This is a genomic window from Mesorhizobium sp. ES1-6 (assembly GCF_020164775.1).
Lineage (GTDB): Bacteria > Pseudomonadota > Alphaproteobacteria > Rhizobiales > Rhizobiaceae > Mesorhizobium.
In genome coordinates this window covers 15852-28646 of the sequence record NZ_JAIUGU010000007.1, presented here as the reverse complement: position 1 = coordinate 28646, position 12795 = coordinate 15852, and the positions used below count along the sequence as shown (strand labels likewise).

General features: G+C 64.0%; 12 protein-coding genes. 5 read left to right on the top strand and 7 right to left on the bottom strand.

Annotation, left to right across the window (positions count from 1 at the left end; genetic code table 11):
* Positions 1 to 157: 157 nt before the first annotated feature.
* Positions 158 to 724 carry a methyltransferase family protein gene (locus LB564_RS18420; RefSeq protein WP_140701947.1) on the top strand — a complete coding sequence of 189 codons (567 nt, stop codon included), beginning with the start codon at positions 158 to 160 and terminating at the stop codon, positions 722 to 724.
* 14 nt (positions 725 to 738) lie between these two features.
* Here LB564_RS18420 and LB564_RS18415 read toward each other — a convergent pair whose 3' ends face one another.
* The 4 genes from LB564_RS18415 to ettA form a co-directional block, all read right to left on the bottom strand.
* Positions 739 to 1860, bottom strand: coding sequence for a beta-ketoacyl-ACP synthase III (locus LB564_RS18415; RefSeq protein ID WP_224539877.1), 1122 nt, complete (start codon positions 1858 to 1860; stop codon positions 739 to 741).
* Between the two features lie 128 nt (positions 1861 to 1988).
* Positions 1989 to 2321 carry a hypothetical protein gene (locus tag LB564_RS18410; RefSeq protein ID WP_224539875.1) on the bottom strand — a complete coding sequence of 111 codons (333 nt, stop codon included), beginning with the start codon at positions 2319 to 2321 and terminating at the stop codon, positions 1989 to 1991.
* Between the two features lie 113 nt (positions 2322 to 2434).
* Positions 2435 to 3205 carry a trans-aconitate 2-methyltransferase gene (tam, locus tag LB564_RS18405; protein WP_224539874.1) on the bottom strand — a complete coding sequence of 257 codons (771 nt, stop codon included), beginning with the start codon at positions 3203 to 3205 and terminating at the stop codon, positions 2435 to 2437.
* A 45-nt stretch (positions 3206 to 3250) separates the two neighbouring features.
* Positions 3251 to 4900, bottom strand: a complete 1650-nt coding sequence (gene ettA / locus LB564_RS18400) for an energy-dependent translational throttle protein EttA (protein ID WP_224539872.1) — start codon at positions 4898 to 4900, stop codon at positions 3251 to 3253.
* A 260-nt stretch (positions 4901 to 5160) separates the two neighbouring features.
* On the opposite strand from ettA, the gene LB564_RS18395 reads away from it, so the two are divergent.
* Positions 5161 to 6447, top strand: a complete 1287-nt coding sequence (locus LB564_RS18395; protein WP_224539870.1) for a sensor domain-containing diguanylate cyclase — start codon at positions 5161 to 5163, stop codon at positions 6445 to 6447.
* A 15-nt stretch (positions 6448 to 6462) separates the two neighbouring features.
* On the opposite strand, the gene LB564_RS18390 is transcribed toward LB564_RS18395, so the two are convergent.
* Both LB564_RS18390 and LB564_RS18385 read right to left on the bottom strand, forming a co-directional pair.
* Positions 6463 to 7074, bottom strand: a complete 612-nt coding sequence (locus tag LB564_RS18390; protein WP_224539868.1) for a hypothetical protein — start codon at positions 7072 to 7074, stop codon at positions 6463 to 6465.
* A gap of 90 nt (positions 7075 to 7164) precedes the next feature.
* On the bottom strand, positions 7165 to 8172 hold the full coding sequence (locus LB564_RS18385; protein WP_224539866.1) for a ribonuclease T2 family protein: 1008 nt from the start codon (positions 8170 to 8172) through the stop codon (positions 7165 to 7167).
* A gap of 187 nt (positions 8173 to 8359) precedes the next feature.
* Here LB564_RS18385 and LB564_RS18380 point away from each other — a divergent pair, with 187 nt between their 5' ends.
* From LB564_RS18380 to LB564_RS18370, 3 genes are all read left to right on the top strand, one after another.
* Complete coding sequence (locus LB564_RS18380; protein ID WP_224539864.1) at positions 8360 to 9292, top strand: alpha/beta fold hydrolase; 933 nt, start codon at positions 8360 to 8362, stop codon at positions 9290 to 9292.
* Positions 9293 to 9388: 96 nt separating this feature from the next.
* Positions 9389 to 10564, top strand: a complete 1176-nt coding sequence (locus LB564_RS18375; RefSeq protein ID WP_140701956.1) for a CaiB/BaiF CoA transferase family protein — start codon at positions 9389 to 9391, stop codon at positions 10562 to 10564.
* Entirely contained in the window at positions 10561 to 12210 is a 1650-nt protein-coding gene (locus tag LB564_RS18370) for a thiamine pyrophosphate-binding protein (RefSeq protein ID WP_224539862.1), read from the top strand. Before LB564_RS18375 ends, LB564_RS18370 begins: the two co-directional genes overlap by 4 nt.
* Positions 12211 to 12343: 133 nt before the next feature.
* On the opposite strand, the gene LB564_RS18365 is transcribed toward LB564_RS18370, so the two are convergent.
* The gene (locus LB564_RS18365; RefSeq protein ID WP_140701958.1) at positions 12344 to 12787 is read right to left on the bottom strand and encodes a CHRD domain-containing protein; all 444 of its coding nucleotides are present in this window, start codon (positions 12785 to 12787) and stop codon (positions 12344 to 12346) included.
* Between the last annotated feature and the right edge of the window lie 8 nt (positions 12788 to 12795).

The window sequence follows — 12795 nt, the reverse complement described above, 5'->3', positions numbered from 1 at the left end:
CTGGGTTTGAAGACGTCCAGTCGAAATTGCTGATGGAAGGATCAGCCGCGACGATGCCGCTCGATCACAACCTTCTTACCGCAAACCGGCCCGGCGCCGCATTGCCGCCGCGCCGCGCCGGCTTCATGGTGGTCCAGACCATGGATGGAGGTTCCGCATGCGCCCCGGTACGGCAATCGCAGCGCTTTGGCTGTTCTGGGTGGTATCCTGGATCCTCGCCGCATCCTGGGCCGATCCGGCCAAAAAGCGCGCCACCATCGGAGCGGAGGCCCGCTACCGCGTCTTCTGGCTGGCCGGCACCGCCCTGCTCTTCATTCCAGCGCACGGCTATGAAGGCCGGCTAAGATTGTGGGCTCCGACCCTTACCGAAGCCTGGGCCTGCGTGGCCCTGGTTGCGGTCGGCATCGCCTTCGCCTGGTGGGCGCGCATCCATCTGGGCAGGCTGTGGTCGGCCTCGGTCACCGCCAAGGCGGATCATCGCGTGGTCGACACCGGCCCCTATCGCCTGGTCCGGCATCCGATCTATACCGGGCTGCTCTTGTCGGTGCTCGCCACCATGGCGGCGAAGGGCACGATCTGGGGCATTGCGGGGACGGCGCTGCTCATCATCGGCGTCGTCGTGAAGGCGAGGCTGGAAGAGGGTTTGCTGCGCGGCGAACTTGGCCCCGCCTATGATGATTACGCGCGGCGAGTGCCGATGCTGGTTCCCTTCACGCCGGCCTGACGCGTAGCCCTCGGTCACAGCATCCGCAGCAGCGCGCCACCGATCGAATATCCGGCCCCGAAGGCGCAGATCAGGCCGAAATCGCCGGGTTTCATGTCGGCATGGTTTTCCGAAAGCGCCACGATGGCGCCGGCGCCCGCTGTGTTGCCCAGCCGCTCCAGCACCATCGGCGCGCGGTCGTGGTCGACATCATGGCCGAACGCCAGTTTCAGGATCATCGCGTTCATGCGCGCATTGGCCTGGTGCAGCCAGAAGCGCCTGATCGCCTCCGGCGTCAGACCGTGCTCGGCAAGGAATTCGACGATGAATTTGTGCCCGGCGACGGTGACTTCCTTGAACACCTTGTTGCCGACCTGCTTGATGAGGTTGCCCTCAAGGTCGATCATGTAGGGATCGTCTTGGGCGGTGCGGGTATGGTAGCCGAGATTGGTGCGGATGTTGTTCGACATCTGCGTCCAGAGGCGCGTGTCCAGCACCTCGAAGCGGCCCGGCCGCTTCTCCCCCTGGGTGAGCCCCTCGACCACCATCGACACCGAAGCGTCGCCGAAGATGAAGTGCGTCTGCCGGTCGCGGAAATTGAGATGACCGGTTATGATCTCGGGCGTCGTCACCAGGACGCGCTTGTGGGCGCCCGAGCGCACCAGATTGACCGCCATGTGCAGTGCCGCCGCCGCGGACGAACAGCCAAGCCCCATGTCGAAGCCGGCGCCCCGCGTGCCCAGAGCCTCCTGCATTTCGATGGCGATCGCCGGATACGGCCTCTGCTGATGCGAGGACGAGCAGATCACCAGATCGATCTCCGACGCCTCGATGCCGGCGTGCTCGATCGCCTTCCCAGCCGAAGCGATGCCGAATTCCGCCTGCAGCGAGAGCGCGTCGTCCGGGCGCGCCGGAATGCGCGGCGCCATGCGGGTCGGGTCGAGAATGCCTTCCCGTTCGATCACGTGGCGGGAGCGCACACCCGAGGCATGGACGATGAAGTCGGCATCCGATTTCTGCAGCGGCGTCTCGCCGGCGGCCTGGCGCCGCGTGTTCTCCGTATCGACCCAGGCATTGAAGCTGGCGACCAGTTCCTCGTTCGTGATGACAGGCTTGGGGATTTCAGCGCCGATGCCGCTGATGATGACGCGATGCATGTTCCAGTCCGTCCCATCCGCGGGCGATGCGGCTTCATGTGGGCGCCGAAACGCTTCGGCGCAACACTTTTCTCATCTGGCCGGTTTACGCCGGCTTAAACCAAAGGTTTGGGCCGGCTCAACAAGCTTCACCAGGCGCACAGCTTGGTATTGGCCTGCGGGTTGTTCCAGCACGCGCCGTCGTCGCGGCTGCGCACGAATTGCCCCGGCAGCGGCACGTTGCGCCGCCCGAGATTGACATAGCCATAGGCAAAGCCCGGTCCGTCGATCTCCAGCACATAGGTCGGATAGCCCGGCGCCGAGATGCGGAAGCTGCCGGCATCGTCGATCGCCCGGTAGGCGCATGCAAAATAGCCGTCATCGCTGGTGAAGCACCGTGCTCGCTTGGCCTCGGCCGAGACCGAGAAAGCCAGAAGCGCCGCCGCGCACACCCCACACCCATAAAGCAGTTTTCTCAACATCGCATTCACCCCCTTGCATACGGGCCATCATGAGCCCGCAAGATGAATTGCGCATGGCGGCGAAAACGGGTCAAGCGGCAGCAACGACGCGCTGGCCAAGGGGTAATGTTGGCCTAGCCCGCCCGCTTGGCGACGATGAAAAGGCGCGGGAAACGCAGCAGCACCTTGCCATCAGCCGTCTTCGGATAGGCCTTGGCGATCCTGGCCGTGTAGCTGTCGAGGAACAACTTGCGCTCGTCCGCTTCCAGCGGATCGAGGAACGGCTTCAGCCCGGTCGACTTCACCCACTCGACGATTGCCTCGGCATTGGCGAGCGGGTGGTTGTAGACGGTGTGCCAGATGTCGAGCCGAGCGGAAAGCGGCGACAGGAGATCGTAGTAGAACGACACGGTCGGCAGGGGCGCGCGCGCGGCGGTCTTCAATTTTTCGGCAAACGGCGCTTCCGCCGCGGTCTCACGCATCAGGCGGTGCGAATCCTCGCCCATATTGTCGGGCATCTGGATCGCCAGCGCGCCGCCGGGCGCGAGAAAACCCATCAGCCGCTGGAACACCGCCGGATGCTCCGGCAGCCACTGGAAGACGGCGTTGGCGAAGATCACATTGACGGGCTCGGCCGGCTGCCATTTGGAGGCGTCCGCCAGATCGAAGCTTACATTGGGCAGGCGCGCCCTCGCCTTCTCGATCATATCGGGCGAGGTGTCGAAGCCGCTCACCTGCGCGTCCGGCCAGCGCCCGACCAGAAGTTCTGTCGAATTGCCCGGCCCGCAGCCGATGTCGACGACCCGGCGCGGAAAGTCGACCGGAACCTGTGCCACCAGGTCCCGTGCAGGCCGCGTGCGCTCGTCCTCGAATTTCAGATATTGGGCGGCGGACCAATCAGCCATTTGAGCTCCTCATATTCCTGAGAAATTCGCCGCCCGGTAAACCCTTTACCGCGTCAGCCTCTTGTAGGTCATGCGGTGCGGGTTGACGGCTTCGGGCCCGAGCCGGCGGATCTTGTCCTGCTCGTAATCCTCGAAATTGCCCTCGAACCATTCGACATGGCTGTCGCCCTCGAAGGCAAGGATGTGCGTCGCCAGGCGGTCGAGGAACATGCGATCGTGCGAGATGATAACGGCGCAGCCGGCAAAATTTTCCAGTGCGTCTTCGAGTGCTGCGAGCGTTTCCGTATCGAGATCGTTGGTCGGTTCGTCGAGCAGCAGCACGTTGCCGCCGGTCTTCAGCATCTTGGCCAGGTGCACGCGGTTGCGCTGACCGCCGGACAGATTGCCGACCTTCTGCTGCTGGTCACCGCCACGGAAGTTGAACGAGGCGCAATAGGCACGCGTGTTGGCCTCGAACTTGCCGAGTTTGACCACTTCGGCGCCGCCCGAAATCTCTTCCCAGACTGTCTTTGAAGGATCGAGCTGGTCGCGGCTCTGGTCGACATAGCCGAGCTTGACGGTCTCGCCGACGCGGACTGTGCCCGCATCCGGCTTTTCCTGGCCGGTGATCATGCGGAACAACGTCGTCTTGCCGGCGCCGTTCGGGCCGATGACGCCGACAATGCCCCCCGGCGGCAGCTTGAATTCCAGGCCATCGATCAGCAGCGTGTCGCCAAAGCCTTTCGACAGGCCGTCGACCTCGATCACCACATTGCCGAGCCGCTCGCCATGCGGAATGACGATCTGCGTGTCGGTCGGACGGCGGCTGTCGGCTGCGTCCAGCAGGTCCTGGAAGGCCTGGATACGCGCCTTGGACTTGGTTTGACGGGCCTTCGGGCTGGACTGGATCCACTCGCGCTCGCGGCCGATGGCACGCTGGCGGGCGTCGTCCTCGCGGCCTTCCTGCTTGAGGCGCTTGGCCTTGGCTTCGAGATATTTGGTGTAGTTGCCCTCATAGGGAATGCCGCGGCCGCGATCGAGTTCGAGGATCCAGCCGGTGACATTGTCGAGGAAATAGCGGTCGTGGGTGATGATCATCACCGCGCCGGGATAGGCGCGAAGATGCTTTTCCAGCCACGCCGTGGTCTCGGCGTCGAGATGGTTGGTCGGTTCGTCGAGCAGCAGAAGGTCGGGCTGGCGCAGCAGGAGCTGGCAGAGCGCGACGCGGCGGCGCTCGCCGCCCGACAGCTTGGTGACTTCCGAATCCTTGGGCGGGCAGCCCAACGCTTCCATCGCCATCTCGACCTGCTGTTCCAGATCCCAAAGGTTCAGCCGGTCCATCTCATCCTGGAGCTTGGCGGACTCGTCCGCCGTCTCGTCGGAATAGTTCATCATCAGTTCGTTGTAGCGCTCGATGATGGCGGTCTTGGCGGCGACGCCTTCCATGATGTTCTCGAACACCGTCTTCTTCGGGTCGAGCGCAGGTTCCTGCGCCAGGTAGCCGACGGTGGCGCCTTCAGCGAGCCACGCTTCGCCGCTCCAGTCCTTGTCGATGCCGGCCATGATCTTGAGGATCGTCGACTTGCCGGCGCCGTTGGGGCCGAGAATGCCGATCTTGGCGTCGGGGTAGAAGGACAGATGAACGTTCTCGAGCACCTTCTTGGTGCCATAGGCCTTGTTGAGGCCGGCCATGTGATAGATGAACTGGCGTGCCACGCGCGCTTTCCCTGAAAAAATGACTGGATTTGTCGAATTGAATGGAGGTTGGCCGCTATGTAGGCGATGCGGCGGCGAACGGCAATCGCTTTTGCCAGATCAGGCCAGCCACACGCACATGTGCGCGCCGTCGATGAAGTTTTCCAGCGGCCGCCATGCGCCTCGAAATCTCTGGTTAACCCTTGGGCGTCAAAACAGGATCGGGGTGGAATCGCCGGCTTGCCGCGATTTCTGGCGCGAGAGAGAACGGATCGACGGTCGTGTTGAACAGTTTCCTGCTCCTCGCCGAAGCCGTCGTCTACTTCAGCGTCATGGTCACGCTTTTCCGCTTCCGCAAGCGCATTGGTCTCGGCGTCTTCGTCTGCGCGCTCGGCGCTATGCATTTCCTGGAAACCTATCTCGCCAGCGTTTTTTACGTCGCCTTGCCGTTCGGCATGGTCTCGCCGGGCTCGGCGGTGCTGTTTTCCGGCAAGCTGGTGATGCTGCTCCTGCTCTACATCAAGGAAGACGCCGCCACCGTGCGCCAGCCGATCTATGGCCTGCTGCTTGGCAATGCGCTGATGATCGGCCTGGGGCTGTTGCTGCGCATGCATGCCATCGCGCCGCTGCCCGACGGCAAGATGCCCGACATCGGCTTCATCGACGAGATGGGCTGGTTGATGGTGTGGGGCACGACGCTGCTGTTCATCGACGCCATCCTGATCATCCTGCTCTATGAAAAGCTTGGCAGGTATCTGCGCCAGGCACAGTTCGCGCGCATCCTGATCTGCGTCGCCTGCGTGCTCACCTTCGACCAGGCAGGCTTCTTCACCGCACTGCATTTCGTTGCCGGCGCGCCGATCGCGGTCTTCTTCGGCGGCTGGTTCGCCAAGATGGTGGCCGCACTGACCTTCAGCGCCATGCTGGTCGCCTATCTCAGATGGTTCGAGGTCCGCGACACCCAGATGCCGCGCGGCCTCACCGACATTTTCGAAACCCTGACCTATCGCGAGCGCTACGAAGCGCTGGTCGAACATGTCGGCCGCGACGGCCTGACAGGCCTGTTGCACCGCGGGCGCTTCGATGCCGATGGCGAGGCCGCCGTCCAGTCCAGCCTGCGCACGGCAAGGCCGCTCAGCCTGCTCATCGTCGATGTCGACCACTTCAAATCGATCAACGACCGCTTCGGCCATGCCGAGGGCGACAAGGTGCTGAAGGCGGTCGCGGCCGTGCTTTGCGAGGCGGCAAGCGCCGAGGACCAGGTGTTCCGGATCGGGGGCGAGGAATTCGCCATCCTGAGTTCGCGTCCGCATGCCGTCGCCAGGCTGTTTGGCGAAAGCGTCCGCACGGCGGTCAAGGCATCGGCCGCCACGAGCCGGTTCGAACTGACCGTCAGCGCCGGCGTTTCCACCGTCAGCGAAACGACGCAGTGCCTTGCCGACCTGTTCGCGCTCGCCGACCAGCGCCTGTACAAGGCGAAGTCGACCGGGCGCGACCGCGTCGTCGGCGAACCCGGCGGGCATGAGCCCGATGCCGCCGTCGCCTGGACCAGGTCCGCCCAGATTTAGCCGGATCTGACGTCGCTACGACTTCCGCTGCCGCGCGATGCCGGTCAGCGTCGAGACCGCCATCAGCGCGATCGCCAGCCATTTCAGCGACGTGATGATCGGCCCGGCTTCGATGTCATAGGCGATGAACAGCAGGATACCCGGCACCAGCAGGCCGCACATGATCAGCATGATGCGGTTGATCTGCCAGGACACCTTTGATGCCAGCACCTCATCCCCGGCCGCTGGAACCAGCGCCTCTCGCATCGCCTTGCCGCCGACCAGCATGGTCGAGAAGCGCATCGAGATCGGCAGGCCGAGCCCGATGATGAGGAAGGCGCAGGCCGCCAGGAGCAGCGAGAACTTCAGCGCGCTGGTCTCCGACGGGACGGGAAACAGCAGCGTCGCCAGCGGCAGGAAGACGCCGAAAATGCCAAGGGCGGCGATGGCGATGAAGATCGCCGCGTTGACGACCGTGAAGAGCTGATAGGTACCGGCGCCGATCGGCGCGGACAGCGCGCGCATCCGCGTCCACTCAGGCTCGCTGTAGGAAAAACCCGGCCATTCCATGCGGGCATCGTTGATCAAGACCATGCCCTTGGCCCAGAAGGCCAGCCGCGCCAGCGCGCCGCTCGTGATGCCACTCATTGCAACCCCCGCTGAATGAACCGCCACGCAAACATAACAGCAGCCACGGCAAGCGAAAGCCCGACTGCTGCCTAAATCCATGTCCCTGCATTACTGGAACCCGATCGCATCGACCGTGCCGGTCGGGCAGCCGGCCTTGTTGGTCGGCACCGAGGCCAGCAGCAGGTCCTTGAGTGAACTGTTCGGGCCGATCGGACCGGCAAGACCGAGCGTCAGTTCGCCGATCAGCCGCCGGCCGCTCGAAGGATCGATCACGCAGGACACCCGCACCCGGTCTCCCGCACCGGGGCCAAAGGCGGTGTCGAAGGCGCCGCGAATTTGGTCGGCCGTCAGCTTGCCGCCGATATTCCTGGCGAAGAGATCGCGCACCGGCGAGCTATTCACCTCCCGCATCAGGCCGAGAGCATCCGAAAAATACTCCTGCTGGCTCTTGCCGTAGCACGTGCCGTGCTTGATCCATTCATGCCGTTCCAGCTTCGAGGCGGTGCCTGGCATCACCTTGTCGAGCTCCTTGCGCGTGCCTGCATCGAGATTGACCGGAGGCAGGTCTTTCCAATGGGCAGGATTGTCATTGGCCTTGTCGCTTGCCGACACCTGGCAATAGAAATTGCCGTTGGGCTGCGGCCACAGGCCGTGCAGCGTGAAATTGGTGGCGTCGAACTCGCCGGGGTTTTGCGCCTTGCATTCGGTCTTGTTCGACTTGGTCTCGCAAAAGGCCGGTTGCCAGCTCAAGGCGAAGACATATTCGGGTTTTCCCGATGGGGCGGGCTTGCCTTGCCCGCCGGGTGCCGCAGGCACGGCCGCGGCGCTGCTGCCCGACAGATGGCCGCAGCTGACCTTCACCCAGCGGCGCTCGGGATCGGCGCCCGGCACCAGGATGAGATAGTGGGTCGGCGTGTCCTTGTTGCCGGCGAGCAGCTGATAGCTCTGTCCGGCATCGGTCGAGACATTGCCCGGATTCTTGCCGTTCTTGATCGCCTGCGTTGCCGGACAAGAGGCGTCGGCTACGAAAGTGCCGCTCATCTTGACGTCGGCCCGCGCCGCCCCGGCCAGCGATGCCGCCAGCAAGGCCAATCCGAAAACAACAGCAATGCGCATGGAGAATCCCCGGCTGGAAGAAAGTGGGCGACAGACTGAAGCTGTCTCCATGTCAGAATTGCGATATTTTGCGGGTCCATGGCAAGAAAGATCGTCGCGGCAAGGCCGGCGGGCCGGATTGACGCAAATCCGGCGCCGGCGCACACCTTGGACATCGCAAAGACGAACCAAGGGGAGACCAGTCGGCATGCCATTCAGCCAGCAGCGCGTGGTTCGCTCGCCGACCGGCGCCGACCTCAATCTGTTCGTCCGGCAGGCCGACAGCCCTACGCGGGCGGTGGTCCAGATCAATCACGGCCTGGCCGAGCATGCCGCGCGTTACGACCGCTTCGCCGCTTTCCTGGCCGCCCGGGGCTTCCATGTCTATGTCCATGACCACCGTGGCCATGGCGCGACCAAGGCGCCCGACGCGCCGCTCGGCAGATTCGCCGACAAGGACGGCCCGGCCAAGGTCATCGCCGATGTCGACGCCCTCCACGATCTCATCGCCCGCGAACAGCCTGACCTGCCGGTGATCCTTTTTGGCCATTCCATGGGCGCGTCCGTGGCGCTGAACTACCTGTTGAGCCATTCCGGGCGCGTTCATGCCGCCGCGATCTGGAACGGCAATTTTTCGCAAGGCCTGCTCGGCCAGATGGCGCTCGGTGTCCTCGCCTGGGAACGGATGCGGCTCGGCTCCGATGTCCCGTCACGCCTGCTGCCGAAACTCACCTTCCAGGCCTGGGGCAAGGCAGTGCCCAACCATCGCACCTTGTTCGACTGGCTGTCGCGCGACGAGGCAGAGGTGGCGAAATACATCGCCGATCCACTGTGCGGCTGGGATGCCTCCATCTCGATGTGGCGCGATGTCGTCGCCATGGCGCTGAACGGCGGTAAGGATGCAGGCTTTGCCACCGTTCGCCGCGACCTCCCCGTCGCCATCGTTGGCGGCGAGAAAGACCCCGCCTCGGACTACGGCAAGGGCATCGCCCACCTCGCCAATCGCATGCGCAAGATGGGCTTTTCGAATCTGGTTTCAACGGTTTACGCCGAGACCCGCCACGAAAGCCTGAACGAGGTGAACCGGGACACCATCATGGGCGATTTCGCCGCCTGGGCGGACAATGTCCTGAAGGCGTGACGGATTGGCCCATTGCAAGGACCGTGACAGCCGCTGCCGGGCTTGATAGAGGCTCTGCTTTCGCAGCAATCAGGATGATTGCAATCACGGTGATATATGGCTGAGCCCCCGCTGAAAGGCGTCCGCGTCGTCGAACTCGCCCGCATTCTTGCCGGGCCCTGGGCCGGGCAGTTGCTCGCCGATCTCGGCGCCGATGTCATCAAGGTCGAGAGCCCCGATGGCGGCGACGACACCCGCAAATGGGGTCCACCCTTCGTCATGAGCCACGATGGCGAGAACCTGTCGGCCGCCTATTACCATTCCTGCAATCGTGGCAAGCGCTCAATCGCCATCGACTTTTCGACGCCCGACGGCGCCGAGACGGTGCGGCGGCTGGTTGCCACGGCGGATGTGCTGATCGAGAACTTCAAGCTCGGCGGCCTGAAGAAATACGGGCTCGACTATCAGAGCCTGAAAGCGATCAACCCGCGCCTGGTCTACTGCTCCATCACCGGCTTCGGCCAGGATGGACCCTATGCGCCACGCGCCGGTTACGATTTCATCATCCAGGCCATGGCCGGCATGATGTCGATCACCGGCGAGGCCGGCCGCGAGCCGCAGAAGGCCGGCGTCGCCATCTCGGACATCTTCACCGGCCTCTATTCGGTCATCGCCATCCAGGCCGCCTTGCGTCACGCCGGACAAACCGGCGAAGGCCAGCACATCGACATGGCGCTGTTCGACACCCAGATCTCGGCCCTCGGCAACCAGAACCTCAACTATCTCGTCTCCGGCAAGTCGCCGGTGCAGATGGGCAATGCGCATATGAACATCGCCCCTTACGAAGTGCTTCCGGTCAGGGACGGCCACATCATCCTGGCGGTCGGCAATGACGGCCAGTTCGCCAAATTCTGCAATGCAGTCGGGCTGGACGATTTGCCGGCGAATCCCGATTTCGCCACCAATCCGGCCCGTGTCGCCAACCGCGTGGAACTTCGCGCACGCATCATCGAGGCGCTGAAGAGCTGGGATCGCGATCCGCTGCTGGCCAAGCTCGAAGCCGCAAGCGTGCCGGCAAGCCCGATCAACACGATCGGCCAGATGTTCGCCGACCCGCAAACCATTGCGCGCGGCATGCGGCTCGACCTCGATGACGGCCATGGCAATCGCCTGCCGTCGGTGCGCGCGCCGATGGTGATGTCGGGGACGCCGCTCGTCTACGAACGGCCCTCGCCGCGCCTTGGCGAGCACACCGACGAAATCCTTGCCGAACTGGAGAAGTCTGGGAAATGAAGACCGGTGGACAACTGATCGTCGACGCCCTCGAAGCCAACGGCACCGACCGTATCTTCTGCGTGCCGGGCGAATCCTACCTTGCGGTGCTCGACGCGCTGCATGACTCCCCGATCCGCACCATCGTCTGCCGCCAGGAAGGCGGTGCCGCCATGATGGCCGACTGCCAGGGCCGGCTGACCGGCAACCCTGGCATCTGCTTCGTCACCCGCGGCCCCGGCGCCACCAATGCTTCGGCCGGCATCCACATCGCCATGCAGGATTCGGTGCCGCTGATCCTGTTCATCGGCCAGGTCGCCAGCCACGCCAAGGAGCGCGAGGCCTTCCAGGAGGTGGATTACGTCAGGTTCTTCGGCGACATCGCCAAATGGGTGGTCGAGATCGACGATGCCTCGCGCATCCCTGAATTCGTCACCCGAGCCTTCGCCGTGGCGACGTCTGGCCGCCCCGGCCCGGTGGTCATCTCGCTGCCGGAAGACATGCTGACCAGTGTGGTCGAGGCGCCTTCCGCCTTGCCACACACGCCGGTCGAGACTTATCCCGGCGAAGCCGAACTCGACGCGCTGGACATGCTGCTGAGCAACGCCAAGCGACCGTTCGTCATACTCGGCGGCACCCGCTGGAATGAGCAGGCAGTCGCACGGATGCGCGCCATATCCGAGGCCTGGTCGCTTCCTGTCGGCTGTTCCTTCCGTCGCCAGATGCTGTTCGACCATCTGCATCCGAACTATGCCGGCGATGTCGGCATCGGCATCAATCCGAAACTGGCGACGGCGATCAAGCAAGCCGATGTCGTGCTGCTGATCGGCGGCCGCATGGGCGAGATGCCGTCCTCGGACTACACGCTGCTGAAGAGCCCTTATCCCGACCAGGCGCTGGTGCACGTCCATGCTGATGCCGGCGAACTCGGCAGGGTCTACCGCCCGACACTGGCGATCAACGCCTCGCCGGCGGCTTTCGTCGAGGCCTTCGCCAAGCGCAAGCCGGCCAGCACGCCATCATGGGCGGGCGAAACAGCCAAGCTGCACGCCGCTTACCTCGACTGGTCGACGCCGCCGGAAAGCGGTCCCGGCACGGTCCAGATGGGACCGATCATGAACTATCTGGAAAAGGTCCTGCCGGACGATGCTATCCTCACCAATGGCGCCGGAAATTACGCCACCTGGGTCCATCGCTTCCATCGCTTCCGCCGCTTCGCCACGCAAGGAGCGCCGACTTCTGGCTCGATGGGTTACGGCACCCCGGCGGCGGTCGCGGCCAAGGCGCTTTATCCTGAGCGCACCGTGGTCGCCTTTGCCGGCGACGGCTGCTTCCTGATGAACGGGCAGGAATTCGCCACCGCCGTGCAGTACGACCTGCCGATCGTCGTGATCGTCGTCAACAACGGCATTTACGGCACCATCCGCATGCATCAGGAGCGCGAATATCCGGGCCGTGTGGTCGGCACAGACCTGAAAAATCCCGACTTCGCGTCGCTTGGACGCGCCTATGGCGGCCATGGCGAGATGGTCGAGAAGACCGAGGACTTCGCCCCGGCCTTCGAACGCGCGCGGGCCAGCGGCAAGCCGGCGATCGTCGAGATCCGGCTCGACCCGGAAGCGATCACGCCGACCCGCACGATGACGCAGATCCGCGACAGGAGCTGAAGCAACCGATCGGCATCCAAAGAAAGGGCGCTGCATCCAGGCTGCCAATCTCCCCCCTTGAGGGGGAGATGTCCGGCAGGACAGAGGGGGGCGCCTCGCGCCGGCCCTCAAGCGTTGGCCGCGCCCCCGCGCCCTACATCGCCTTTTCAATCTGGCCACGGATCTCGCCGTCCTTGTTGGCGGCTGTGTGCACGTTGACATAATATTTGCCGGCTTCCAGATCGGCGGCCTGCGCGTCGGTCAACGTCGCCGATCCCTTGATCGGGCTCTTCAGCTTGCCTTTGAACGGGATCACCGGAGGCGCGTTTTCGCCGGTCGCCGCCGGGCCGTGGATATGCGCGGCCACCGCCGGGCCACTGAGGCCGGAATACTTCACGTTCCAGCTGAGCTTCTTCTTGGTGGTGTCGAAGGTAAGCGTGGCCGTCCCCTTGCCCTTGGTGGTGACGGCTGGGCTCTGCTGGCCGCCATCGAGTGTCGCCTTGTATTTCACCACCTCGGCCATGGCCGGCGATGCGAACAGGAAAGCGGTGGAAATAGCGAGCGCCGACAGCGCCGGCAGGAAAGAGTGAGCGCGCATGAAGAACC